At 37.2% G+C, this 25411-nt stretch carries 24 protein-coding genes; 4 read left to right on the forward strand and 20 right to left on the reverse strand.

Annotation, left to right across the window (positions count from 1 at the left end; translation table 11 throughout):
* Nucleotides 1–166: 166 nt before the first annotated feature.
* The 10 genes from EPL02_RS10085 to EPL02_RS10125 all read right to left on the reverse strand — a co-directional run bounded on the left by EPL02_RS10085 (nucleotide 167) and on the right by EPL02_RS10125 (nucleotide 12437).
* The gene (locus EPL02_RS10085; protein ID WP_131887599.1) at nucleotides 167–898 is read right to left on the reverse strand and encodes an SDR family NAD(P)-dependent oxidoreductase; all 732 of its coding nucleotides are present in this window, start codon (nucleotides 896–898) and stop codon (nucleotides 167–169) included.
* 290 nt (nucleotides 899–1188) lie between these two features.
* The gene (locus EPL02_RS10090) at nucleotides 1189–1935 is read right to left on the reverse strand and encodes an alpha/beta hydrolase (protein ID WP_205687709.1); all 747 of its coding nucleotides are present in this window, start codon (nucleotides 1933–1935) and stop codon (nucleotides 1189–1191) included.
* A 92-nt stretch (nucleotides 1936–2027) separates the two neighbouring features.
* Nucleotides 2028–3905: a molecular chaperone HtpG gene (htpG, locus tag EPL02_RS10095; RefSeq protein ID WP_131887601.1), complete on the reverse strand. Its 1878-nt coding sequence runs from the start codon at nucleotides 3903–3905 to the stop codon at nucleotides 2028–2030.
* A gap of 397 nt (nucleotides 3906–4302) precedes the next feature.
* Entirely contained in the window at nucleotides 4303–4950 is a 648-nt protein-coding gene (gene sigH / locus EPL02_RS10100) for an RNA polymerase sporulation sigma factor SigH (protein WP_061785188.1), read from the reverse strand.
* A gap of 338 nt (nucleotides 4951–5288) precedes the next feature.
* Entirely contained in the window at nucleotides 5289–5519 is a 231-nt protein-coding gene (locus EPL02_RS10105; protein ID WP_131887602.1) for a hypothetical protein, read from the reverse strand.
* Between the two features lie 129 nt (nucleotides 5520–5648).
* Nucleotides 5649–6923, reverse strand: a complete 1275-nt coding sequence (locus tag EPL02_RS10110) for an AAA family ATPase (RefSeq protein WP_131887603.1) — start codon at nucleotides 6921–6923, stop codon at nucleotides 5649–5651.
* Between the two features lie 173 nt (nucleotides 6924–7096).
* A complete protein-coding gene (locus EPL02_RS20855; protein ID WP_165932543.1) occupies nucleotides 7097–7237 on the reverse strand; it encodes a hypothetical protein in 141 nt (46 codons plus the stop codon).
* A gap of 61 nt (nucleotides 7238–7298) precedes the next feature.
* Nucleotides 7299–9809, reverse strand: coding sequence for a cyanophycinase (locus EPL02_RS10115; protein WP_131887604.1), 2511 nt, complete (start codon nucleotides 9807–9809; stop codon nucleotides 7299–7301).
* A 19-nt stretch (nucleotides 9810–9828) separates the two neighbouring features.
* Nucleotides 9829–11001, reverse strand: coding sequence for a beta-aspartyl-peptidase (gene iadA / locus EPL02_RS10120; RefSeq protein ID WP_094910095.1), 1173 nt, complete (start codon nucleotides 10999–11001; stop codon nucleotides 9829–9831).
* A gap of 17 nt (nucleotides 11002–11018) precedes the next feature.
* Entirely contained in the window at nucleotides 11019–12437 is a 1419-nt protein-coding gene (locus tag EPL02_RS10125) for a YfcC family protein (RefSeq protein ID WP_094910096.1), read from the reverse strand.
* 256 nt (nucleotides 12438–12693) lie between these two features.
* Here EPL02_RS10125 and EPL02_RS10130 point away from each other — a divergent pair, with 256 nt between their 5' ends.
* Nucleotides 12694–14733, forward strand: a complete 2040-nt coding sequence (locus EPL02_RS10130; protein WP_131887605.1) for a sigma 54-interacting transcriptional regulator — start codon at nucleotides 12694–12696, stop codon at nucleotides 14731–14733.
* Here the strand turns inward: EPL02_RS10130 and fbpA are convergent.
* Nucleotides 14719–14901, reverse strand: a complete 183-nt coding sequence (fbpA, locus tag EPL02_RS10135) for a Fur-regulated basic protein FbpA (protein ID WP_131887606.1) — start codon at nucleotides 14899–14901, stop codon at nucleotides 14719–14721. The genes EPL02_RS10130 and fbpA overlap by 15 nt on opposite strands.
* Before the next feature lie 174 nt (nucleotides 14902–15075).
* Between fbpA and EPL02_RS10140 the strand changes: the two genes are divergently transcribed.
* Nucleotides 15076–15279, forward strand: a complete 204-nt coding sequence (locus EPL02_RS10140; RefSeq protein ID WP_286175392.1) for a hypothetical protein — start codon at nucleotides 15076–15078, stop codon at nucleotides 15277–15279.
* 45 nt (nucleotides 15280–15324) lie between these two features.
* On the opposite strand, the gene EPL02_RS10145 is transcribed toward EPL02_RS10140, so the two are convergent.
* Nucleotides 15325–15927 carry a LysE/ArgO family amino acid transporter gene (locus EPL02_RS10145; protein WP_131887607.1) on the reverse strand — a complete coding sequence of 201 codons (603 nt, stop codon included), beginning with the start codon at nucleotides 15925–15927 and terminating at the stop codon, nucleotides 15325–15327.
* 100 nt (nucleotides 15928–16027) lie between these two features.
* On the opposite strand from EPL02_RS10145, the gene EPL02_RS10150 reads away from it, so the two are divergent.
* Both EPL02_RS10150 and EPL02_RS10155 read left to right on the forward strand, forming a co-directional pair.
* Nucleotides 16028–17452, forward strand: a complete 1425-nt coding sequence (locus tag EPL02_RS10150) for an aminotransferase-like domain-containing protein (RefSeq protein ID WP_131887608.1) — start codon at nucleotides 16028–16030, stop codon at nucleotides 17450–17452.
* A gap of 203 nt (nucleotides 17453–17655) precedes the next feature.
* Nucleotides 17656–17835: a DUF4083 family protein gene (locus EPL02_RS10155; protein ID WP_094910102.1), complete on the forward strand. Its 180-nt coding sequence runs from the start codon at nucleotides 17656–17658 to the stop codon at nucleotides 17833–17835.
* Nucleotides 17836–17886: 51 nt separating this feature from the next.
* Here the strand turns inward: EPL02_RS10155 and EPL02_RS10160 are convergent, their stop codons facing one another.
* From EPL02_RS10160 to EPL02_RS10190, 8 genes are all read right to left on the reverse strand, one after another.
* Complete coding sequence (locus EPL02_RS10160; protein ID WP_131887609.1) at nucleotides 17887–19224, reverse strand: MATE family efflux transporter; 1338 nt, start codon at nucleotides 19222–19224, stop codon at nucleotides 17887–17889.
* A gap of 15 nt (nucleotides 19225–19239) precedes the next feature.
* Nucleotides 19240–20253 (reverse strand): acyltransferase family protein, encoded by a 1014-nt coding sequence (locus EPL02_RS10165; protein ID WP_131887610.1) that lies wholly within the window; start codon nucleotides 20251–20253, stop codon nucleotides 19240–19242.
* A 94-nt stretch (nucleotides 20254–20347) separates the two neighbouring features.
* Nucleotides 20348–20497 (reverse strand): hypothetical protein, encoded by a 150-nt coding sequence (locus EPL02_RS20860; protein WP_090752689.1) that lies wholly within the window; start codon nucleotides 20495–20497, stop codon nucleotides 20348–20350.
* Between the two features lie 47 nt (nucleotides 20498–20544).
* Complete coding sequence (locus tag EPL02_RS10170; protein ID WP_094910105.1) at nucleotides 20545–21390, reverse strand: hypothetical protein; 846 nt, start codon at nucleotides 21388–21390, stop codon at nucleotides 20545–20547.
* 81 nt (nucleotides 21391–21471) lie between these two features.
* Nucleotides 21472–21876, reverse strand: coding sequence for a GNAT family N-acetyltransferase (locus EPL02_RS10175; protein ID WP_094910106.1), 405 nt, complete (start codon nucleotides 21874–21876; stop codon nucleotides 21472–21474).
* A 151-nt stretch (nucleotides 21877–22027) separates the two neighbouring features.
* Nucleotides 22028–22969, reverse strand: coding sequence for a nuclease-related domain-containing protein (locus EPL02_RS10180; RefSeq protein WP_094910107.1), 942 nt, complete (start codon nucleotides 22967–22969; stop codon nucleotides 22028–22030).
* 137 nt (nucleotides 22970–23106) lie between these two features.
* Nucleotides 23107–23949 carry an N-acetylmuramoyl-L-alanine amidase gene (locus EPL02_RS10185; protein WP_094910108.1) on the reverse strand — a complete coding sequence of 281 codons (843 nt, stop codon included), beginning with the start codon at nucleotides 23947–23949 and terminating at the stop codon, nucleotides 23107–23109.
* A 175-nt stretch (nucleotides 23950–24124) separates the two neighbouring features.
* Entirely contained in the window at nucleotides 24125–25321 is a 1197-nt protein-coding gene (locus tag EPL02_RS10190; protein ID WP_094910109.1) for a hypothetical protein, read from the reverse strand.
* Nucleotides 25322–25411: the final 90 nt, after the last annotated feature.

The raw sequence follows: 25411 nt of genomic DNA on the forward strand, positions 1-25411 counted from the left end.
AAATTTTTAGTAAAAAGTTAATACATATAATTTATCAAAGAAAGCGTTATCTTTCAATAGTTTTTAGAAAATTTAAACACATTGTTGAGAAGGTTTTCTTTTAAAAAAATCCCGCAGACTCATCATAAGTCTGCGGGATAGTCAATTTATTTACTGAAATTTTACTTCAACGTAAATATCCACCGTTATTAAGATCAAATGTAGCTCCTGTATAATGCTTGGCTTTATCTGATAACAAAAATACTACCGTATCAGCTACGTCACGAGGAAAAACCGGTGTTTTAATTAGCTGGTGTTCCAAATACTCTTGTTTGCGCCACGTTGGAATGCTATCCATCATAGATGTATCCACCATTGTTGGAGCCACAGAATTGACTCGTATATACGGCGAAAAATTCATAGCGCAACTTTTTGTTAATCCGAGTATAGCAGCTTTAGATAAACCGTATAGAGCATCGGAACTTCCTTCTAATGCTGAAACTGAAGACATATTAACAATTGTGCCATACGCTTGTTTTTCGATGAGGTATCTTCCGAAAAGCTGAGAAAAATAAACTGAGCCTTTTACATTAACATCTATTACTTTGTTAATGTCTTCTTCTGAATATGTAAGTAAATTTTGTGCTAAATAAATTCCAGCGTTATTAACTAGAGCATTAACTCCTGGGAATGTAGCTGTAATTTGTTTAAAGAAGTTTTTCACGCTGTCATAATCTGCAATATCAACTCTATATGTAGACAATTTATTAGTTGAATATGAAGCCTTTAGTTCATTTAATGAATCTTCGTTGATATCACAAGCGACAACACGCGCTCCTTCATTTAAGCATGATGTGACAATTTCTTTCCCTATCCCAGCTCCTGCCCCAGTTACAATCACATGTACTTTTGACAACATTAAGCATCACTCCTTTTTGAATTAACTGTTATTCTCAAATTCTACCAGATTATGTTCATTCTTCAACAGCCGTAATAGGGAACATATAGGTGTTGAATGTGAAACTTTCAAAAGAAACAATTTCGTAGTACCAGTAGAGGTAAACTAATTGTGGGTACTTTTTTAAGAATTTCAATCCTTCTGGCATTGCTTGCGCTTTCTTTTGGAGCAGCAGCTTGGAGAGTTCTTAACATCGTAAAATTAATTAAAAATAAGTAAAGAGCTCTTCATTTAAGTGAAGAGCTCTTTACTTATTGGTAGTTTTTAAAGAATTTTAATGATTCATCAATGATAATTTGCTGATCGTTATCTAATGTTGCCACGTGGTAGCTATTTTCAAGCGTTATAGCTTTTTTCTCAGCTGAGCTGATGTTTTCAGCTATGTATGTGCTGTTTAGCGGTGGAACAACGTGATCTTCTGTGGATACAAAAATAAGGGTTGGGCACGTAATTTTAGGTAAATCATTTTTAACAAGTCCAAGCAGCTTATATAGCTCTTTAAGTGACGCAACAGGCGTTTTGTCATAGCCGATTTCATCTACGTTTTCTTTTTTTACATCAGAGCCAGCTGAGTCAAGAAAACGCGTATGAGGGTCCGCTTCGAATGCTTGTGGGTTTAAAGCAGGAATATCAATCGCTGCGTTAATTGGCACAATGCCTTTAATTTCAGGATAATTTTCTGCCATATAAAGCGTTAATGTCCCTCCCATTGATAAACCAACAACAAAGATGGTGTGGCAGCGCTCTTTTAACCATGAATAGCCTTCTTCTAGTGATTGAATCCATTCTTGATAAGTTGATGTTTCCATATCTTCGTAGTGCGTGCCGTGTCCTTTTAAACGGGGACCACAAACCGTATAGCCAGCTTTGTGGTAAGCTTCCCCTAATGGCCTCATACTGTGTGTAGTACCTGTAAAACCGTGCGATACTAAAATACCAATTTCGTTTCCTTCAAAGTAAAATGGCTCTGCGCCTTCAAGTATTGGATATTTTGTCATAAAAATCCCTCCCACTTTCAGTTTACCAAAAACCGTTTGTAAACCGTTACATTTTTGCATTGAAAAAAGGAAGCATTTCTGCTTCCTTTGCGTTATACCATCACTTTACACATATTGTTTGTAAATTCAACCGGATCTTCAAGCGGTAAACCTTCAATAAGAAGGGCTTGATTGTAGAGGAGATTTGTGTAAAGCTCTGCTTTTTCTTTATCCTGCTCAAACGCTGTTTTTAAGGCTTGGAACACGCTGTGACTTGGATTGATTTCTAAAATCTTGTCCGCTTGTACCTGCTGGTTATTTGGCATTGCTTTTAAGATTTTTTCCATCTCGATTGTTACGTCACCTTCGGTTGATAAGCAAACAGGATGAGTTTTTAGACGTTTAGATAATCGAACATCTTTCACTTTTGTTGCTAACGTTTCTTTCATATACGTAAGAAGCTCTTTGCTATCAGCTTCTTCTTCTTTTGCGTTTTCTTTTTCATCTGCCTCAATTCCTAAGTCACCGCTTGAAACAGATTTAAATTCTTTATCTTCGTAAGACATTAGCATCTTAATTGCAAATTCATCTACTTCATCCGTGAAATAAAGAATTTCATAGCCTTTATCAAGAACCATCTCTGTTTGTGGCATTTTTGCGATGCGTTCATAGGATTCACCAGACGCGTAGTAGATATATTTTTGCTCTTCAGGCATACGATCAATGTATTCTTTAAGAGTTACAAGCTTTTGTTCTTTTGATGAATAGAATAATAGTAAATCTTTTAGCGTATCTTTACTTGCCCCAAAGTCACTGTACACGCCGTATTTAAGTTGACGTCCAAATGTGCCGAAAAATGTTTCATACTTTTCACGGTCATCTTTTAACAGTGACTTCAACTGACTCGTGATCTTATTTTTAATGTTTTTCGCAATCAGTTTTAGCTGACGGTCATGTTGCAGCATTTCACGTGAGATATTTAATGATAAATCTTCCGAATCCACAAGTCCTTTCACAAAGCTGTAGTAGTCTGGAAGAAGGTCTGCGCTTTTATTCATAATTAATACGCCGCTTGAATAAAGCTCTAAGCCTTTTTCGTATTCAGGAGAGTAATAATCAAAAGGCATTGTTTCCGGAATATATAAAATTGCATTATAACGTACCATTCCATCTACGCTAATATGAATGTGTTTCAGCGGTTTGTCGAAGCCATAGCGCTTTTCTTGATAAAACGCGTCGTAATCCTCATCTTTTAGCTCACTCTTATTTTTACGCCAAATTGGCACCATGCTATTAATGACTTGTTCTTCCGTTACCTGTTCAAACTCAGAATCGCTGCCTTCTTTTGGTTTACTCTCAGTAACGTCCATTTTAATTGGGTAGCGAATAAAGTCTGAATACTTTTTAATAATAGCTTTTAAACGGTATTCTTCTAAGTATTCGTCGTACTGATCTTCTTCCGTATTTTCTTTAATCGTTAAGACGATTTCTGTACCAACTTCATCTTTTTCACAAGGCTCAATCGTATAGCCGTCTGCTCCTTCTGAATTCCAGCGGTAAGCTGTATCGCTTCCAAGTGCTTTTGACGTTACGGTTACTTCATCAGCAACCATAAATGCTGAGTAAAAACCAACGCCAAATTGACCGATAATATCGTGTCCATCTTTTGCTTCATTTTCAGCTTTAAACGCCAAAGAGCCGCTTTTCGCAATTGTGCCAAGGTTGTTTTCCAACTCTTCCTGCGTCATGCCAATACCTGTATCTTTAATAGTAAGCGTACGTTTTTCTTTATCTGCCGTTACTTTAATAAAGTAGCGATCTTTTTCAAATGATAGTGATTCATCTGTTAACGCTTTGTAATAGATTTTATCAATCGCATCACTTGCGTTTGAAATGAGCTCGCGTAAGAAAATTTCTTTTTGAGAATAAATTGAATGAATCATCATGTCGAGCAGTCGTTTTGATTCAGCTTTAAATTCTTTCTTTGTCATAAAAAATCTCCTTCCTGTTGCATGAATATGTAGTAATTAGCACTCTTTGTCCTAGAGTGCTAATTACTATTTAATTATCATATTTTTCATAAATATGTCAATAGATTTGGGGTAAAATAGTTTCTGTGATATTCAAATAATCAAAAAGACCTTATCACTTTAGTGATAAGGTCGATTTTTAACTTAAAATAGCTATTCAAGAAATCTAGTATATGCATATGGAAATTTTTGTATGGGTTAATAACCTTAGACTAACGCACATTTCAAGGTAAAATATGGTGGAATGAGACAAGTTCTATTCTGCTAGTCTTTTCACTGATTTTGAGATGAAAAATGGTTGGTTAATTGAACAATAAAAAAACAGTACTTAGTTTATGCCTAAGTACTGCTTTCCCAGTTAAATTGCTTGCTTAATTTGTAAATTACGCTCGAGCTTTTTCTTCACACGCTGCAGAGCATTATCAATAGATTTTACATGCGTCTGTAGTTCGTTTGAAATCTCTAAATAAGATTTGCCTTCTAGATGCAGGTTGAGTACATTACGCTCCAATTCGCTTAATAATTCAGAAATTTTCATTTGCATATCAAGTGACTTTTCACGGTTAATTAGCATCATTTCAGGGTTTGTACGATTTTCCTCTGACAGTAAATCTAAAAGTGTATAGTTTGATTCATCATCCGAAAGCGGCTTGTCCAAGGACACGGATGAGTTAAGCGGTCCGTGCTTTTGACGAGTCGCCGTTTTTATAGCTGTTAAGATCTGCCTTGTAATGCAGAGTTCTGCAAAGCTTCGGAATGAACTCGTTTTATCTTCTTTAAAATCACGAATCGCTTTATATAAGCCAATCATACCTTCTTGAATGAGATCTTCTCGCTCAGCACCGATAAGAAAGTATGGACGTGCTTTTGCTCGTACAAAATTACGATAGCGATTAATTAAATGGTTGAGCGACTCATCATCGCCTGTGTGTGCTAATTCGACCAGTGTCATATCCTCTAGTATTTCGTAGTTTCTCATCATCTTTAACTCAATGTGAATACTCATTTATATCCCCCCGTTGACCTCTATTGAATGTTGATGTAGATTGCTATTCTCTGCTTTTCTTTCAAGGGTCCATCATGGCAAAGCGACATAAAACGTAGTGTCCGTTTATTAGAATGAATACTGTTTAGTTTGAAAACCCAATGCACACATCAATTAACGGTGACGTCAAACTTATTCCCTTGAATGCCTCTCCCTGGATACTAGTATACACACCCTTTTTCGAAAACGTTGTCGAAATGTGAAAGTGTTTACAAAAAATTCTAATATTTTTCTCTGAAAATTTCAACTTTTATTAGCAAGCTCTGTCGAATCGCCTTATGTAGCTAAAAAACGACTGCTTATAAATGATTATTTTGAAGCCATTGAGAAAAGAGGTTCCAAACACCCTCAGGGCTTTTGGCATTCCCCAAAAAAATGCCGAACGTTTCATGGATGTATCCTTTTTGCTTCATCGTGTTCGAGAGTAGATGGACTTCTTGGAAAAACAAATCCATCGTGCCATCCCTTCGCTCCAAAGCAATCCCTTCTAAATACTTAATGTTCTCTTCTTGCCAGTTATCCACGTGCATATGATTACTCGTGTAGTTTTCCTGATCAAAGTAAAAAAAGGTTCATCACTGAGTCTACTAATCTTTGAAAAAAAACAACTTTACAATTAAAACGTAAAATTGTTTTTTATGTTTCAAAGAAGTATTAGTTTAAAATCCGATATTCGCTTCATCGTTATTCGACCAAGCATTACGCTTGCCTTTTTTATTATCTGCCTTTAATTCGTTACAAATGTCGATGATGTTTACATTATCCTCATAATGTTTTTGAAGAGCAATGCTGTTATATAGCTCGTTAAGCTGCGCATACGAAAATTCATTTGTAACAGAAACAAGCTCGCTAATTTCCTCCACCTTTAGGAGATCCCTGCTGTTTTTCTTCATAAGATATTGTTCACGAAGCTTGGATGTTGGAAGCTTAATCTCATAAGCACGATCAAATCGTCCCGAGCGGTTAATAAGAGCAGGATCAATGCGTTCTGGATAGTTTGTTGTTCCGATTAAGTAAATTCCTTCTTTAGATGTTGCACCATCAAGGGTATTTAAAAACACAGAACGAATTCCTTGAGGCATAGAGTCGATATCTTCAATAACGAGTACCATAGGGCTCATTTTTGCAACCGAAGAAAATACTTCTTGAATCGAATAACTGGACGTATACTCTGTAATTTGCCAATAGGCAACGGGAGCTTCAATGCTCGTTGCAATTGATTTGACAAGCGTTGTCTTACCGTTCCCAGGCTTTCCGTACAATAAAATCCCACGTTTATATGGAATTTGATATGTATGAAAAAACTCTCCGCCGTTTGTGAAAAATTCGTCAATAGAACGATAGATTTGATTTTTGAGCTTATCTTCTAAAAAAACGTCGTCTCGTTTAACGAGCGTTGTAATCTTCTCTTTACGGTTTTCAACACCATCTTCTGTATCGATAAAAATGGTCACGTAATCTTTAATATAGTCTCGCTTACGTTTTAACACATAGTCTAAAAAGGATGATAAACTTTCTTCGCTTGATGCCAAAATATAGTCATACTGAGTCAATTCGTTCTTTTGAAAAGAAGGCATGCGCACAAGCGCTACGTTATGCTTTTCATAATAATAAAGGTGATTGTAAAGCGATGGTTTTAAAATCAGTTCCATTTCTTTATCAGTATGATTGGACGAGATAATGCCCATTTCTAAGCAGTCAAAAATGGAAGCGAGTTCCGTAACGTTTTCAGGAAGAAGATCTAGATCTTCTTCAAGTACTTCCCAAATCTCATTAGACGTGTCGCTATCTACATATAGTTGAAAATCGTCACCTGTTTTTGTTTTTAAATACTCTTTAATCTTTTGAACAGGAAGTGCATAGCTGTAGTATTCAGGTGCTTCATCAATTGTTTTAGTTGAAAATTGAACTAAGGATTGTTTCGTTTTGATCATGTAGTGTCTCCTTCAGGTTTAATATGTCTAATTATACAACATTTTACATGTATTGACTTCTTTTATGTACATAACTTTAGAACATGTGAAAGCAATAAAATAATAGAACAAACTATTCGGCAGTAAAACGAAGAAAAAGAGCATTGATAAGGATTCAATGCTCTTTTTCTTCGTTAATTTTCTTCTGCTTCATATGCAACAAGTGCTACACGCTTTCCAAGCTTCATTTCAAACTGCTCTTCCATGCGCTTAATAACGCTGTGCATTTCGTCTGTAATGTGAGCGGGCTCGAAGTGTTGATTTTTAGATTCCATTTTCTTCGTCACCTCCATAATAGGTAGTGTGTACGAAGAAAGGAAAACCATAACCGTCCTTTTATTTTTGTTTTACTGTAATTGGTTTAATGGATAACGATACGTTTTCATAGGAGTAGCTGTCTCGCTGTCCATCTGTATATCCCCAGTAACCAGAAGTTTTTTTCGTTTTGGCGAATTCAAGCTCAAAGCCCGAGCTACCGTTTAAACTATAGCTTTTCACTGATGAATTAGCTTCGTTATCTACTAAATCATAGCCAATAAGCTGATTTACCAAGCCGTGTGGTGAAAAGACACCTGTGTTAGGTGCTGTTTTCGCATTGCTGTACTCTGCACCGATTGTTTCACTCTTCGTCTCCGATACCGTTATTTTGTTTGTTTTTACGTTAATCGTATCACCAGGTGATAAAGCTGATAAAGAAATATCTTCATAACTGCGTGGCGTGTGCTTGCTTGCCTTTGCGTTATCTATATCCACCACCGTTACTTTTCCTCTACCTAACACTTCGACTTCACCTGTTTTGTTGTGAACAAGCATTGCTGTATCTTCGTCAATACCATATGAGCGTTCACCTTTCTTACCCAACTCATAAGACGTTGCTACCAAGCGGCCTAATCTCGCTTTTTGCTCAAAATGTTGATCAATAATGCCATATTGGAAGAAACCAAGTCCTTGTTCCACATATCCTGGTCCAAGTTCTTGCTGCTCCATGCCATCATACGAATCAACAAATCCTTTCGTTAACGTATTGTAGCTGTCTCCACCAGCAATCATCGTATTGCTCATGATAGCAGCGCCAGCACTTGTCCCACCTAAAATGCCACCTTTTTTATACATGTCCCAAATTGCGTTTAATACCGTAGAACGGCTGCCGTCTTCTTTTAATAGGGAACCTGTGATAAGAGTTTGGTCGCCACCAACAAACCAAATACCCGATAGACCTTTAACTTTATTGGCTAAAGCTTCACTGTTCATATTGCTTTTCCATGTAGACTCATCTACAGGAGTGCCTGAAAAATCAGCGCTTGCAATTGGTAAAATTTCGATATTATCCGGATTTACTCCAATTGAAATAAGCTTCTTTTTAAATGCTTCAGAAGACTTTAACGAACCGCTAGCTGCTGGAATGATTCCAACCTTTGCTTTCGTTTTCCCACCAGCTTCTTCAACAAATTTTCCGTAAAGCTCATTGCTTTCTCCAACAGCTCCACCCGCAATTAATAAATTTCCACTTACTTTTTCTTGTGGAACATTTTTTGCTTTAAACGATGGAGATTGATAGCTATTATCCTTTTTAGAACCGCTCATAGATACCTTCATAGGTTTAATATCCATTTGAACATTTACAAAAGAATATTGATCCTTCTGTCCATCTGTATATCCCCAATATCCATTCGTATCTTTTTGTTTTTTAAATGTAAGCTTAAAGCCTTTTCCTTTACTATCAAGCAGTTGACTTGTAAGGGGATCTGTTTGCTGATTGTCTACTAGTGAGTAAGATAAGTAAGCTTGCAAACGACCATACGGAGTAAATACTCCAGTTGCTGGAAGCGGTTTGAACGTATAGTATTCCTCTCCGTTTGTAAGATATTTTGTGCTGGACACGTCAACAGTCTTTGCATCAATATTCACTTTATCTCCAGGCGATAAATAGCTGATTTTAGCGTTTTTCACTTCAAAACCGTTTTGTTTATCTTCTTTACTTGTTGCTTGGCTTACGTCTGCTAAGAACACCCCGCTTCGGCCAACGACTTCGACAGTGCCTTTTTCGTTAGACACAACCATTGCTGTATCTTCATCTACTCCGTAAGCAAAGTTTTGTTTTGGGTTTTGCTCATGCTTTACTGCAGCAACAGTTAATCGACCATATCGAGCACGCTCGTTCATGTGCTGATCAATAATGCCGTGCTGGAAAAAACCGAGTCCTTTTCCCACAGTCAAAGGCTCATATTCCTCTTTATTAGCTTTAGCACTTTGACCTTTTAACGCACCTAAACTATCTCCTCCAGTGATCATAACGTCACTCATAATAGCAGCACCAGCGCTGGTTCCACCGATTACGCCACCTTCTTCATACATCTCCCAAATGGCTTTAAGAGCTTTTGAATCTTTATTGCCATCGCGCAGGGTATCGACAATCTTCACCTGATCGCCTCCAACAAACCAAACAGCTGTTAAATCTTTGATTTGATTAGCGACTTTGTCGGTGTTACTGTTGGCTGCCCACTTGCTTTCATCTTCTGCTGTGCCTGAAAAATCATGATTAGAAAGTGGCAGAATTTCAACAGAGTCTGGGTTTATTCCAAGTGTAACCATATCTTTTTTAAAGGCTGCAGAAGACTTTAACGAGCCGCTAGCTGCCGGGATAATACCGACTTTGGCATTTTTAGTACCACCTGAGAGTTCAATAAACTTGTCATAAACTGCTTTATTTGATGAACCAAGGGCACCTCCAGCAATAACCAGATTTCCTTTGATTTTCTTGTCGTCAAGTTGTTCAGCTGCTGGTTTTAACGGACTAAAAGGTAGCAAAGCTGCAATTGTTGCAGCTGCAATCCACTTCTTTTTCATGTACATCATCCTTTTCGATTTATTCAAAGGTTCCTTTCACAATCACTTCTTTGTTTTGAACCATTGTTTGACCTTTAGCAATGACAGTATCAATCGTTAAATCATTTTTGTTCAACAATACTAAATCAGCATCTTTTCCTAGAGCGATGGTGCCTTTATCTTGTAGCTTTAATACCTGAGCAGGGTTTGATGTGATAACTTGAAGTGCCGTTTCCATTGGAATCCCTTCCTCTAAAATGGCATCTCTTACTTCTTCAAATAAAGAGTGAACCTTTCCGACCTGTACGCCTATGTATTCTCCGTCTTCATTAAATGACGGTAGGCTTGCTTGGCCATCAGAAGAAAACGTAATGCTTCGAATAGTTACACCGCGTTCAAGCATCATGCGAAGTCCCTTACTACACTTCACTTCACCTTCTTCTAAAAACAGTGGGATTGTGCTTGTTGTAAAATCTACATACCCACCGTTTAACGCAAAGTTAATTCCTGCTTCAAACAAATCTTCATTTCGATTAATATGCGTTGGATGAAAGTGACGAATAGGAATGTTTGTTTTTTCTTTAATTTGTTCAAGAAGTGACAGTTTGTCAGCTCCATCACCAACGTGAACCTCAACTATACCTGCTTTTCCAGATAAAATACCGCCGTTACGAGCAGCCGAAGCAATCTTCGTCATTTCCTCAAACGTAGGCTCGGATGAACGATGATCTGCAATTGCAATTTCTCCTGCACCAATAATTTTATCGATTAGAATGATGTCATCTTCAATCTTATCTGTTAATGTTTTAACAGGTACCTGGTAGGAGCCTGTATGAATAAACGTTGTAATGCCTTCTTCATCTAGTCCTCTTGCTTTTGCAAGCAGACTTTCCATTCTTCTAGTTGTGCCATCTGTTCCTAGCAAACCAATAACCGTTGTGATACCAGCAGTTGTTAAGTCCGTTAGCTGAATTTCAGGCGTGCGCGTTTTAAATCCTCCTTCGCCGCCTCCGCCAATCAAGTGAACATGGGAGTCGATGAAGCCAGGTGTGATGATAAAGTCAGATGCATCAATAACTTCTATAGACACAAATCCTTCTGGAACAGTAATTTCATCTTCGATATATCCAATTTTGTCATTGACTAAAAGAATGTCTTTACGCCCCAAGTAGTGAGGCGCATAGACTTCTCCATTCTTTAAAAGTGTAAGCATGTAAATCTCTCCTTCTATTAAAACGGACCGTACCCAATCATATGAGCAATTACAATTGTAATTAGTCCAATTGCATATTGTATTAAAACAAGCGGTAAAATCCATTTAGCCCACTTTGTCCATGGAATTCCTGCAATAGCAAGACCCGCCATAAGCGTACCTGCTGTAGGGAAGATAATATTCCCGATTCCATCGGCAAACGAGAATGATAAAACAGCGGTTTGACGTGTGATATCTAATAAATCCGCTAACGGAGTCATGATTGGCATTGTCAGCATCGCGTGACCGCTACCTGATGCTAAGATAAAGTGAATAGCTGCTTGGAAATTGTACATTCCGATAACGCTTAAATAGCCCGGAACATCTTTCATCATTTCTGATACTTGGAATAGCAAAGGATCAACAATGTGTCCTTGCTCTAACACAACAAGCGTTGCACGAGATACACCGATTACAAGCGCTCCACCAATTAGTGCAGCTGCCCCGCTTGTGAAAGCTTTAACGGTATCATCAACCGAAAGGCGTCCAATAACTGCAATAGCGATTGTTAAAATAATAAATAACGCAGCAATTTCAGTAATGTACCATTGATATTTAATAACACCAAATGCTAATACAACGTAGTTAAGCATAAAAGCACCTAAAATAAATCTGTGCTTTCTCTCTAATCTTTTTCCAGATTGTAAAAGCTCATTTGCATCTTCTTTGCTATACTTACCATAAAAGCCGATTGACGGATCTTTTTTTACTTTCATTGCATAGCGGTAGACAAACCAAACTGATACAGCATATACAAGCACAAATGTAACTAAGCGAAGGCCCATTCCAGAGAATAGAGGAAGCTCAGCGATACCTTGTGCGATTCCAACGGTAAAAGGATTCATAACGGCAGTTGTAAAACCTGCGGAAGCACCAACTAATACGATAGCTGTTCCTGTCATAACGTCAAAACCTAGCGCTAGCGCTAGCGGTATTAATAATGGGATATAAGCAAGCGTTTCTTCCGCCATTCCCATTAACGATCCACAGACAGCAAAGAAAAGCATCATAACGGGAATGAGTAACTTTTCACGCGTTGCAAGCCTTCTTGCCATAGTCGCAATTAGTAAATCTACCGTACCTGTAACACTTAATACACCAAAAAAACCACCAATAATTAAAACGAAAAAGATAATATCAGCTGCTTCTGTCATACCAGTATGAATGGCCTTTACCATATCAAACGGACCAACTGGTGTAGAATCGATCCACTTAAACGAATCTGGATCAACAAGCGTACGGCCATCTTGTTCAATACGGCTATATTCACCGGCAGGCAATACATTCGTTAAAATGGTGGCAATTACTAAAACCCCTAGCAGTAAAGCAAAAACGTTAATATTACCGGTTTTCTTTGCTTTTTTCGACACGACTTTCTCTCGGTTTAACTCACTCATCTCTTTTCTCCCCTTCATTAGTAACAAAATACGTCATCAACACTTCTGTTTTTCTTTGTGTTTTGACAAAAACCAACATTATTCCTCCTTGCCGTACACCTTTTTTAATTGCAATTTACGTGCCAACCTTAAAATCTAGGATAAATTGATTATTTTTTGACTATTTCATTAATTTAAGCTATTATTCTTGTTTATTTTTATATAAAATTGGTTTTATTAAGAACCTAAAACAACCATTAAAGGTGGATTGAAAATAATGAAGGAGCTTGTATTAATTTGTGGAACAAAAGAGACAAAAAAAGCGCTAACAACGCAGCTTAATGATATTTTAGGAAACTCAATTCATATTTGGAGTTATTCAATCGAAGAAGGTTTGCCTCATCAATTTGAAAATCAGCTGGTTGTACTATCCTCTTACCTAATTGAAGAAGATGTAGAAGGAAGAATTAGCAGCAGCTGTGATGTTATTGTAGCGAAACGAACGGTTAACTATGAATATATTGATCAGCTGTTCTTTTTGCCTCCAGGAACGAAAGCGCTTTATGTAAATGATTTTCCCGCTAGCACAACTGATGCTATCCACACGCTAATGAAGCTCGGAATTGACCATATTGAGTATTATCCATACTTCCCTAATGCATCTATTGAAATAACGTTCGATGTAGCCATTACGCCTGGAGAACTTGCTTTTGTTCCTCCTTCCATCCCTCATGTAATTGATATAGGGGTACGGTTAATTGACATCTCAACTATCTATCAAATCTTACAACAACTTAACCTTGTTAATGAGCTTGATCAAGACGTTTCAGAAAAATATATAAAAAAAATTATTGAGCTTGGTCAAAATATTGCTGAGTTCAATAAACAAACAGACCACTTAAACAACCATTTAAAAAAAGTGGTAAACGGAGTCAATGATGGGATTTTGGCTTTTAATCGCGACGGTAAAATCACGGTATTTAATGACGGCCTCCAAAAAATGACTGCTACTCCGTCAGCGTATGCGCTACAAAAATCTATTCATACGGTTTTTAAAAACTCATCGCTTATCGACTTTTTACTTAAGCAAAAAGAAAGCAATGACGCTTACTTTACGCTAGATGATATAGATGTGGTTGTGCATCGATTTTTATTAGAAAGCGATCAAACCGTCGTTGCTACATTCAAAAGTGTAAAAGACACGATTGCGATTGAAAACGCAGCCCGGAAAGAACTAATAAAAAAAGGCTACATTGCAAAATATCATTTTTCAGATATTATTGGCGATAGTAGTATTATTTCTGGTACAAAACAAACGGCTGCCAAGCTTGCTCGCACAAACTTAGCTGTATTAATCCAAGGAGAAAGCGGCACAGGAAAAGAGTTGTTTGCTAGTGCCATCCATAATGAATCGGCTCGAAAACACGGACCTTTCTTAGCTGTAAACTTTAGTGCACTCCCTGAAGATTTACTAGAAAGTGAGCTTTTTGGTTATGAAGAAGGTGCGTTTACCGGCGCGAAAAAAGGTGGAAAACAAGGGATTTTTGAGCAAGGGCATGGAGGAACCATTTTTTTAGATGAAATTGGTGACAGCAGTCCCAAACTACAGGCTAGACTATTGCGTGTGCTGCAAGAAAAAGAGGTTCGAAGAGTTGGTGGAACCAAAAATATTCCTATTGATGTTCGGATTATCGCAGCTACAAACTGTGATTTACAAAGTATGATTACCGAAGGCACGTTTCGCCGTGATTTATACCATCGATTGAAAGTGCTATATTTAGAACTTCCACCCTTGCGAAAACGAACTGGTGATTTACCTATTTTGATGGAGCGTTTTATTCAAGAAAGTGAACAGCCGGATGTTTATATTCAACCACAAGTGATTGAGGCCTTGTCTCATTACCCTTGGTATGGAAATGTACGAGAATTAAAGAATACGGTGGAATATATGCTAGCTGTTTGTGACGAAAATGAAGTTACGACTGATGATTTACCTTCTAACAGCTTCTTTGAACTAAATGATTATCAAAAAGACCAGAACCAGTCAGATTCTAGCCTTGAAGAGTTTGGGATGGATGAGTTAATTTTATTGAGCGGCATTTATGCATTAACTAGGCAAGGAGTCACTCCTAGTCGCAAGCGTTTGGTTGAGTTTACTGAAGCATCCCATACTCCTCTTTCTGAGCAGCAGGTACGCTATCGTTTAGAGATGTTAGAAGAAAAAGGATTAGTGATGAAGCAAAAAGGACGTGGTGGAACAAAATTAACTCAAAAAGGTTATGTAGCGGCTGAAAAACTTGAGTTAGCGCTCTCCTAGTACGGAGTTGATACGTTGCTTTTGAATTTCTGTGTACATCTTTTTTAATTCCAGCATAGAAAGCTCATATAAGTGCCGACCATCTTTTGCCTTGTAGCATCCGTAATTAATGAGCTGATGTAGTACTCGTTCACGCTGGGTTTCTAGGTGTTGTTCACAGGATTGCATGACCGATTCCCCTTTCGTTGCTTGTTTTTTTCTCTATTGTCATTATCTTATATTTGTAAGCACTCTCTATCTTTACCCGATGTTTACGATTAAAAACATGAAATGAAAAAGATTGAATAAGCATAGAATACGTAGAATCCGTGAAAAAAAGATGAAATGCTTTGGAGTGATGTAATGAAAGAACATATGCGCTTAGCATGGTTCGCTTCGTGGTTTGCTTTTATCGGGCAATTCCTTGTCTTTTTGTGCGTTGCGCTGTTTACAGGAGAGTGGCGCTACCTCTTATGGAGCTTTATCATTAGTATGACGGCTGGATTAACGGGAATAATCGTCACGAAAAATGCTGCAGAGAAACATGAAGGTAAAAAAGAACGCTAAACAAGCATCTGATGTTCTCTGTCAGATGCTTGTTTTTGTTTTAGATTAAAAGATTCCTATTATTAAATAAACAGCAGTTCCCCATATAAACAAAGCAGATAATTTATTTAGCAGCTTCATAAAACCACCTGTATGGTCAATTTTCCCTATCACCCTTCCAGCAAACGTAAGGCTGATAAACCACAGCCACGATACGGCAATACAAGCTCCCGTAAACAAGGCTTGTTCTGCACCGCTATATTTTAGTGCGCTTGTTCCAATTACACCAATCGTATCTAAAATTGCGTGCGGGTTGAATAAAGAAACCGATAAAGCGAATAAAGTTTGCTCACGAGTTGTTAATACGTGATGATTCCCATCTGCTTTTGGTACAGACGTCCAAATAGTGTAACCCATATATAGTAGAAATAAGCTACCTCCACTCATTAAAGCGACTCGAATCCACTCAAACTGAAATACAATAGTAGATAATCCAAAGATAGCTAATAAAATTAGCAACGTATCACATACTGCAGCTGTAATCGTTGCCGGTAACGCTCGGACAAATTGCGTTTGCGTAGCTCCTTGAGAGAAAATAAATACGTTTTGCACGCCTAAAGGTAAAATAAGACCTAATGCTAAAAGAACTCCATGAAAAATAGCTTCCATCCATCAACAACCTCCTTTCAATCACTATCCTACTATGATAGATTAAAAAGAAAACAACCAATTGGATGGTTTTTTACCCATCCAATTTAGAGGAGATTGCATGGACTGGAAGCCAAATACACATTCACACTTAACTCTTCACGACCAAATTATCGATTGGATAAAGGAGAGAATTGAAAAAGGCGACTGGTGCGTAGGAACGAAAATTCCAACACAGCGCCAACTTGCAGCGCAGTTTAATGTAAACCGAAGCACGGTGCAGCTGGCTCTTGATGAACTTCGTGCAGATGGTTTACTTCAATCTAAAAGAGGCTCTGGAGTATTTGTAAGCAATAGTTCTTGGAACGTTCTTGTAAACAAAACAAATCCGAATTGGCAGCAGTATATTGAAGGAAGCGTTCATGAACCAAACTACCATACCATTCAGCTTATTAACCAATATGAACAAGTTGATCATATTATTCGACTTGGAACAGGTGAATTATCGCCAGGTTTACTTCCAACAAAGCAGCTTGAAGAGTCGTTAAAAGAAATTTCGCTCGAATCAAAAGCAATTGGCTATTCATCACCAAGGGGCAGTAAAGCTCTAAGAACAACCTTATGTACATACTTAAAGAAAAAAGGAATTTATACAACGCCTGAAAATATTTTAATTGTTTCTGGGGCTCTTCAAGCACTTCAGCTAATTGCGGTTGGACTATTAGAAAAAGGATCACTTGTCTTTCAAGAACAATCATCGTATTTGAATTCAGTACATCCTTTTCAGTCTGCAGGCATGCGCGTTATGTCCGTTTTAAGAGGTAAGAACCTACCCGAACATCTACGTAGGCTTAAGAAAAATAAACAGTCATTGTTTTATTGTGTACCTACTTTGCATAATCCGACAGGCTATAGTTGGACTTTAGAGGAGAGAATAGCCTTTTATCAAACGTGCAAAGAACTCCAGATTCCTATCATTGAAGATGACGTCTATCACGAGCTGCTATTTACTTCAGGGGTTGAACCTATCAAAGCGCTGGATACGTCCGGACAAGTTTTATACATTGGTAGCGTCTCAAAAACCCTTAGCCCTGGTTTACGAATTGGATGGGTTGTTGCTCCTCTCCCTGTAATTGAACGGCTAGCAGATATAAAAATGCAAACAGATTATGGATCTAGCGCCTTTTCTCAAGAGATTGTGGCGCACTGGCTATCAACAGGGTTATATGAGAATCACTTAGGACAGCTGCGAGAACAGCTAAAAATCCGAGCGGAATTTGTAGAAAAGATTCTCTATCAAAAATTTCAAAGCATAGCAAACTGGGAAAAACCTGAAGGCGGATTTTTTATATGGCTTAAATTTAAGAAGCCAATCGTTAATAAAGCACTATTTCTTAATTTGCTAAAGCAAAATGTTCTAATTAATCCCGGCTATATTTATGAAACAAGGGATCTATATCATATTCGTCTGTCGTATGCGTACGCGTCATTAGAGGAACTAGAAAAGGGGTTAGATATTTTATTTGAAGTGTGTAGCGAATATTAAAAACGAAGCAAAAGATATTTTATCGAGATTGGGATAAAGGCAGAATGAAGCAGAGTACAAAGCTGTTACTTTTGTTCATTCTGCCTTTAACTTAGAATCTTAATTCTATTTATACTATCAATTTACTATTTCACCTACTTTTATATGTAATTTTATGTTAAAATAATGGTTATATTTTCATTTTTAACGGAGGGTTATTTTGTATGAGTACGTACAATATTGGTGATATTATATTTCAACTCGTGACTTTTGGACTTATTATCTTGTTTATTGCACTTCTAGTATTTTTGTTTCGTTCATTTTTAAAGAGCAGAAAACAGCTTAACCAAATAGAACAACAAGTGAAAGAGCTTACTGAGAAATTAAATAAAGACAAGCAATAATCATAAAACCCCTCTTATTTCCAAAGACAATAAGAGGGGTTTTATAGTGCTTTATTTAGAAGCAAAAATTTGTTTTTGATCCCACTTTCCATATTTGTAATAAACAAATGCGATAATGCTGCTTATTACAAAACTTGTACCCATGCCAAGTCCGATGCCCGTTTCACCTAGCCACTTAGCGAATAAATAAGTGAGTGGATAACGCAGTACCCAAAATGAAATAATATTTAACACAAGAATCGCAAACATCGCTCCTGATGCTCTTACAACTCCATTTAGAATGAAGTTAATACCAAGAAACGGATAAAAGAAAGCGACAACCTTTAAGTAATGTGTACCAAACGCCACGGCTCCTTCGTCTTCAATAAATAGACGAGTCGCCCACTCTGCTAAGAAAAAGATAACCACAGCTACAAGCATCATTATTGCAAAGTTATATATAACTCCATATAGGCCAATTTGATTCACTCGACTCCACTTTCCTGCACCAATGTTTTGCCCTGCCATACTACTCACAGACGTTCCAAGCGCCATCGCTGGAAGCATAAGAATACTATCTAAGCGTTGAGCTGCGCCAAATCCAGCAACTGCATCGTTTCCAAAGGATGTAACCACGCTCATAATTGCCATAACGCCGGCTGAAATAACGGTCATTTGTAGACCAGATGGAATACCAAGGTTGAAAATAAGCACAGTTTCTTCCCTCTTTGGCAGAGCAGGAAATGAAAACGGTACAAGCTTCTTTTTAAGGATATAGATGATGCCGTAAATGAATGCAAAGCCCTGAGATAAAACAGTTGCATACGCAGCTCCTGCAATACCTAAATCAAACGTCCAGATAAAGATTGGATCAAGCACAGCATTTAAAATAACCGAGATAAACACAAACCGCAGCGGGGTTTTACTATCTCCTACTGCTCGTAGTACAGTACCGATAAAGTTGTACCCGAACAAGAATAAAATTCCGACAAAGTTAATTTGTAAGTATGTTGTAGCGTCGACAAGCATTGTTTCAGGAGTGCCCAGTAACTTCAAGATTGTCTCTGAGCTTAAAAATCCAATGACGCCAAGTAAGGTTGCTAAAGCGGATAATATCACAACAAACGCATTTAAATAACGAGATAGCCCTTCTTCATCATCGTTTCCTTTTTGCTGAGATAAAATCGTTAAGCTGGCATTATTAATTCCAATAATAAATGATAAGATCGTAAAAATAACGGTACCTGAAACCGCAATAGCTCCTAAAGCATCTGATCCTAACAAATTACCAACCCATAGACTATCTATGAACTGATAAGACACCTGAAGCAAGTTCGTTAGTAGAACTGGCGTTGAAAAGAAAATGAGCTGCTTTAAGATTGAGCCTTCAGTAAAATTGTATTGCTTCATATAACTAAAACTCCTTTAGTGACTATAATAACTCCTATTCTTTTCTTTGCTTGTTCCATAGATTTTGCCTAAGAAAACTCGTCTTGCAACTAAAAAAGAATTAAAAATCATATGGGCACAAAAACTGATTAGTAAACTAACGACTCCAATGATAAGCGGATGCAAACTAATATTTTCACGCAAAATAATTTGAATTGGAACGTGTAAGAACATAATCGTTAAAGATGCTTGTCCAAGTTTCTCAAACACTGCGTCCAATATACTATTTTGAATAAGTTTACCGCCTTGTATCAATAGCAAAACAATAGCTATTGGCAATAAAAGATCAAGACCAAAATGATTATATATATTTACTTTTAAATCCAGCTCGTAGTTTAACAGCTTGCTGTAATCTAATAAAATGACTAAAAGAATAAACACGCTACAGACTAGCTGCGTAATTTTATTGAGCCCAGTAGTTAATCGTTCTTTAAAGAAATAGCCAATTGCATAATAAGTCATAGCCATTAGAACTGTATCCATACTCCAAGGCATAATAAATTGTGTGTGAATTTTTGAAACAGAATACAAATATGCCATTACATAGATGGTCATAAAAATAACTATTTTTATTAGCTTGGATTGTATAAAGAAAACCAAATAGCCGAATAAAATTTGTGTTAAAAGTAAGCATGGAACAAACCAAAAAACGCCGTAATAAAAACCTAGTGCTCTTCCTCCATATAGAAGGGATTCTAAAGTGGAAGGAATAGCCGCAAAGTCATTAGTCTTCCATGTAATATATCCTAGAATCAAAAGCCCAAATGATACGTATGGAACCATAAGGCTAATCGTTTTTTTGACAACCCACCTATTTAATGAATTAAGACTTTGTTTTTCAAAAAATAAATAGCCGCTAATCATAAAAAATAGCGGCATATGAAACCAAAATAGATAATGCTGCGCCAGTTCGTGTCCACTGTGACTTATAACGACAGCAGAAATGCCAACCCCCTTAAGGACGTCAACCCACCTCTTATGTTCTCTCATGTGAAGTACCCTTTCTTTTTAACTATAAAACTTATTGAACTACGAACAACAAGAAAAGTCAAAGCGTATCAACACCTTGACTTTTCTTGTTAGTTCATCCTTTATTCGTATACACGTTGCGAAGCTGATAGCCACATTGCGAGCAATGATAAATGACGTTTTGATTGGACTGTGCGGTTAACACAGATCCTAATTCGCTTGCAGACTGACATTTTGGACAGATTACAACCGGTTGCTTCATCATCTACACCTCCATTCTTATAATGGAGTGAGGAGAGAGATTTCATACGGTTAATATATATAGTCTTTTGCTAAATCAGACTGAATAACATCCTTATAAGCTAAGCCGTGATCGCTTAATAGCGCTTTTATTTTTTGAACAAAAGCAGGAGAACTCTTGGGTGATACGTATACCTCTGTAAGTAAATGAGCAAGGTCACAGCGTACAAGATTTCCGTGTAGATGCGAAAATGCAAAAGATCTTTCTTTTAAAGCGTCCATACGCGATTGCCATTCCCCAGCATAAATCTCTTCTTTAATAAATAGCTGCTGACTCTTCCATGCGTCAATACGACTTGCGATAATAAGCAGACGCAGTTCGTTTTCATAGCTGTACGATTTCCGCTTATAAAAAAGGGTATCAAAGATATTTTCACTCACTTGTTCTTTAGCAAAATCAATATACTGAACTTTACGTGCAAAAACTTTGTAACGCAAATCCTTAATGCTTCCTAATAATCGATCATATGTCGTACGAATGGCAATGCCATCTTGAGACTTTAAAAACAAATCCCACATGCCTGCTGATTCATGCTCATTTATATGCCAAGAGGACAATGCTGAAAATTCATAGATATTTTTAAGGTAGCTTTTTAAATCTTCAGTATTTGCAAACATGGATTTATTAACATCGCGCATATTCCACATCGTGTAGTTCGTAGAAAGTGGATCTAGAAACGCAGTAGGCTTTGTGAAAAATAGTGACTTTGTAGATAGCAAGGACTCAAAATGATCTGCATTCATATAGCGCCAAACAGTTGGATTGTCGTTAATCTTGTACTGTTCATCATAATAGTCGTAGCTTGATTCAAATCCCATCGCATGATGCGATGCTTTTTCTTTATAATCTAGATCCATTCATTTCACCTGCTTTACTATAATCATTCGTTATTTACATTATAGCACCATATCAGGATATTTTTTCAAAATTAAACAAAATTATAGGTGTCTCGACATAATAACATAGTCGACACCACCCTTTTGAAACGTTTCGTTAGAAGGAGTTAGCCCAAACCTTTTATAGTAATTAGCCTTATTCTTTCTGGCGTTACACCAAATTAATTTTGCATTCATCTCTTTTGCTTCATTTATAACGTAATTTAGTAAATACGTGCCATAGCCTTTTCCTTGACGGTTTGTATCAGTCGCAAATTTACGAAACTGAGCTCTATCACCTTGGACAAAAAGAGAAACTACTGAACAAAGCTCATTATGATCAAATAGGCCATAATGAATTCCTTCATGATCGTTGTCTATTTTCACATACTCGATATCCTTATCTGGCCACATAACGCGCTGTCTAAGTTCCCAGGTTTCTTCTTTTGAAATACGACAAATATCCACTTGCTTCCCAACCTTTCAAGATGAAAAAAAGTGCTTATAAAAGCACTTTTCACATAAACTATTTTAGGTGTTTTCTTTTAAGTTTAGCGAATATAACTACTAAGTACGTACACTACTCTTTTATCTTAGTAAGCCATAGTCGTTTTGACAATTAAGAATGAATAAAATGATAACTTGCCTTTTCGAGCGTTTCTTTAAACATCTTTAAATCCTCAGTTGTATAGATAGGCTGATTCTGTAGTTGTTCAGTGAAAAAGATGGACAGGTCATCTTTGGTAGAAAAGCAAAGTGAGTGACTTTGTGAGTAGTTTTTTACACTTGTATTATAATCACCGTTAAAATAAACGATTGGTGTTACCACAGGTATATCACGACGTAATTTTTGCAAGTAAGCCTTTAAACTAGCCGCGTGCTGGTGAACTTCTTTTCCAGGGTGGGGCTTACTTATTACTTTTATCTCACCTTCACTTGTTTTCGTAAATACAAAGGTTTGCTCTTCAGTGCGAGCTACCCGACTGGATAGTGAATCTACTAAGAATGATAGCTCATGCATCTGGTCTTTTCGAACGCCATAAAGAATATCTCCGCTCCAGTTCTTCACTTCAATTACATAAATCCCCGTTTTCATTAAAACAACATGATCAATTTGTCGAATAAATAGTTGTTCGTTCATGTAATAAGGCATAAAAACATTGCCCATAATGATCATGTCATCAGCTGTGATTTTATTTTTATGAATTAAGTTTGTTTGTAATGTTGTTAAGGTTTTATGAATAACGATTTCACCTTTATTTTTTGAAAAAGCTTCCAAGCTTTTTATATACTTCGTCGATTTAATTAGCTGAGCCGTATGCTTTTCTCGTAAATCTCTAATAATATTTTTATAATGCTCTTCTTTCTCTGTTAAGTCAGCTTGTTTCTTTTGTTTGTATTCTTCTTCACAAGCAGCAATTGAAACTGCCGCTTCTTTTTGTGCTAGCTCCAATTGAGTAACATACTTCTCTTCGACTTGTACATTTCGGCGATAAAGGTAAATACAAGTCGTTATTAACCCTAGAATTAAAATCGTGCCAATAATATAAACAATGTACATACCTCTCCTCCTTATATCTATTATAGAATTTTTTTCCGTCTATAAAAAGAGATTCAAAAAAAATGAACCTAAACACCTACTCTAAAGCGCTATTATAAGCGAAAAAGAGCTTAAAGATAAGCCCTTTTTCTGCTTTTTTATGAAGGAATCCTAATTTGTTGCCCAATTTGAAGCGCTGATGGGTCAATGCCCGGATTTACTGCTTGAATTTGTTGAACCGTTACGTTATACATCCCTGCGATTTTATACAGTGTATCTCCTGCTTTTACTATATATGTGCGCACAGGAACATAGATTTCTTGCCCAATTTGTAGAGTGGTTGGGTTAACGCCAGGATTGGCATTTTGCAGTGCTTCAACAGTAATGTTATACATAGTTGCAATTTTATAGAATGTATCCCCTGCTTGAATTGTATAAACTGTTGATTGGCGAACTGGTAAATTTAAATACACTGCAATTCCTCTTGCATATGCATTTGCCATTGCTTGTAAGAAGGCTTCGTTTTTTAGAAGGTTCGCATCCTTAGTCGTATCAATAAACGCAATTTCAGTTAAAACAGCTGGCATATTTGTTAATCGTAAAACCGCAAAGTTTGCCGCTTTTTTGCCTCGGTTTGTATGGTTGTATGCTGATAATACAGGAACTACCTGCTCATGAACGCGATTGCGATAGTTAATAGTTGCTGAGCTGACGGATCCATTATAAATGTAATCCTCATAACCTGTACCACCGCCAGCGTTTACGTGAATAGACATGAATACATCGGCTCCCCAAGCATTCGCTTTAGAAGCGCGTTCTGACAAACTTAAAAACGTATCCGTTGTACGCGTAGTTTGGAGCGTAAAATCAGCAAAGTTTGCGTTTAAAAAGCTAATCATGTATTGCTGAAGCTTTAAAACAAGATTTTTTTCTAATAAGCCATTACCGACTGCACCTGAGTCCGTGCCGCCATGGCCGGCATCAAGATAAATCTTTTTCATATGACTTGTCTCTCCCTTCTCTATTAGCTTATGAGAAATGGAAGATTTGGTAACGGATACAAGCCTATTGCTTATTGTATTTCTAAAGAAATATTAGCGCGTTTCTTTTTATGCTTATAATATTTATTGTATATAAAAAGGTGATACGAGAAGGTATTCTCGTATCACCTTTTTATTAATTGTTAAGTGAAATTGATTGTACAATATTTCCTCCACTTGGACCACCAATTACAAATTTTGCTTCATAAGCAATGGTTGTTTTAGCAGGCACTGAAAACGTATAGTATTGAATGTTACTACCTGGTGCTACTTGTGTGCTTCTCCACGTATTATCGCTACCTCGATATGCAATAAATGCATTTGAAGAAGGGTTTCCTTTATAGTTAGCTGATACAGTTCTTGCTCGCGTACCGTTGTTTGTAACGGACCCTTTGACTGTGTATACAACACCCCAGTTAGCTAGGTTTCCATACTTTCCTTCCCCATCTGATGGACGAAGAGCATCAACAGTTCCCCAACCTGGCATATTGAACGAAAGCATGTCATTTGTAATAGCATTTTGATTATTTACCGGACTAATGCTGCTAACCCATCCGTCTGCACGAACACTTGAACTTCCATATGTTCCTGTGCTGACGTTGTAATTTGGATATTGAACAGCTAGTACGCCTTGAGCATCGGAATCGCTAATTGTAAAATTGACGTTTGCTGCTGTCACTTCCGAATAAGGACTTATTCCTTTGTAAACACGCGCTTCATGCGTTCCATCACTCTCTATTCGCTGAATATAGCCCATATATGCTGTAGATCCGTCTAAAGCACTGAAATTCCGATATGCCGTATTGTTCATAATTACCTGTCCGCCTGAAATGGTAAAGTCAATAACGCCGCTAAAGAAACTGCCGTTTGTAACGGAGTTATCTTTACGCATAATCCACTGACTGCCTCCGGCTGGAACTGTGTAGGAAGTTCCTGTTGAAGAATACGTACTAAACATTTGTGCAAACGGTCGCCCTCCATACACGCTTGCCTCGTATCCACTACCATTTACAGTTACTGTTACTGGATAAGGGTTAGGATTATAAAGTTGAATACCAAATCCAATTGTAGATCCTGATCGATTAACATGTTCAAAGAAATTACGATATTTTCCTGGAGCTAAAGTATCTCGATAAATAGATTTGTCTCCTAGATTCCCATCCCCTAAATCTCCGTTGTAAATTTGCTCCGGGTTATTCACAAAGATTAACGACCGATCACCGTCCTTTGTGTAGCTAACCGTTGGTACAGTTGCTGCTTCTGTTGCTAAAGTAAACAATCCTGAAAATAAAAGTACTCCTACTAACATAATCGATGTAGCCACTCTTTTCACTTTCTGCACACCTCTCCAACAAAATAATCTAAAGCTCCTTACTTTTTATTCGAGAGGTAATCTTAAATTCCTTTACGGTTTTTAATTTCC

The sequence above is a fragment of the Bacillus sp. CBEL-1 genome (assembly GCF_004348885.1).
Classification (GTDB): Bacteria; Bacillota; Bacilli; order Bacillales; family Bacillaceae_H; genus Priestia; species Priestia aryabhattai_A.

Coding starts and splice junctions, on each gene's coding strand:
- EPL02_RS20860 (WP_090752689.1), bottom strand. CDS start 20,497: ATGATGAAGCAACCGGTTGTAATCTGTCCAAAATGTCAGTCTGCAAGC.
- EPL02_RS10105 (WP_131887602.1), bottom strand. CDS start 5,519: ATGCACGTGGATAACTGGCAAGAAGAGAACATTAAGTATTTAGAAGGG.
- EPL02_RS10180 (WP_094910107.1), bottom strand. CDS start 22,969: ATGTACATTGTTTATATTATTGGCACGATTTTAATTCTAGGGTTAATA.
- htpG (WP_131887601.1), bottom strand. CDS start 3,905: ATGACAAAGAAAGAATTTAAAGCTGAATCAAAACGACTGCTCGACATG.
- EPL02_RS10150 (WP_131887608.1), top strand. CDS start 16,028: ATGGACTGGAAGCCAAATACACATTCACACTTAACTCTTCACGACCAA.
- EPL02_RS10145 (WP_131887607.1), bottom strand. CDS start 15,927: ATGGAAGCTATTTTTCATGGAGTTCTTTTAGCATTAGGTCTTATTTTA.
- EPL02_RS10085 (WP_131887599.1), bottom strand. CDS start 898: ATGTTGTCAAAAGTACATGTGATTGTAACTGGGGCAGGAGCTGGGATA.
- EPL02_RS10165 (WP_131887610.1), bottom strand. CDS start 20,253: ATGAGAGAACATAAGAGGTGGGTTGACGTCCTTAAGGGGGTTGGCATT.
- EPL02_RS10160 (WP_131887609.1), bottom strand. CDS start 19,224: ATGAAGCAATACAATTTTACTGAAGGCTCAATCTTAAAGCAGCTCATT.
- EPL02_RS10155 (WP_094910102.1), top strand. CDS start 17,656: ATGAGTACGTACAATATTGGTGATATTATATTTCAACTCGTGACTTTT.
- sigH (WP_061785188.1), bottom strand. CDS start 4,950: ATGAGTATTCACATTGAGTTAAAGATGATGAGAAACTACGAAATACTA.
- EPL02_RS20855 (WP_165932543.1), bottom strand. CDS start 7,237: ATGGAATCTAAAAATCAACACTTCGAGCCCGCTCACATTACAGACGAA.
- EPL02_RS10115 (WP_131887604.1), bottom strand. CDS start 9,809: ATGAAAAAGAAGTGGATTGCAGCTGCAACAATTGCAGCTTTGCTACCT.
- fbpA (WP_131887606.1), bottom strand. CDS start 14,901: ATGCAATCCTGTGAACAACACCTAGAAACCCAGCGTGAACGAGTACTA.
- iadA (WP_094910095.1), bottom strand. CDS start 11,001: ATGCTTACACTTTTAAAGAATGGAGAAGTCTATGCGCCTCACTACTTG.
- EPL02_RS10090 (WP_205687709.1), bottom strand. CDS start 1,935: ATGACAAAATATCCAATACTTGAAGGCGCAGAGCCATTTTACTTTGAA.
- EPL02_RS10170 (WP_094910105.1), bottom strand. CDS start 21,390: ATGGATCTAGATTATAAAGAAAAAGCATCGCATCATGCGATGGGATTT.
- EPL02_RS10130 (WP_131887605.1), top strand. CDS start 12,694: ATGAAGGAGCTTGTATTAATTTGTGGAACAAAAGAGACAAAAAAAGCG.
- EPL02_RS10125 (WP_094910096.1), bottom strand. CDS start 12,437: ATGAGTGAGTTAAACCGAGAGAAAGTCGTGTCGAAAAAAGCAAAGAAA.
- EPL02_RS10110 (WP_131887603.1), bottom strand. CDS start 6,923: ATGATCAAAACGAAACAATCCTTAGTTCAATTTTCAACTAAAACAATT.
- EPL02_RS10140 (WP_286175392.1), top strand. CDS start 15,076: ATGAAAGAACATATGCGCTTAGCATGGTTCGCTTCGTGGTTTGCTTTT.
- EPL02_RS10185 (WP_094910108.1), bottom strand. CDS start 23,949: ATGAAAAAGATTTATCTTGATGCCGGCCATGGCGGCACGGACTCAGGT.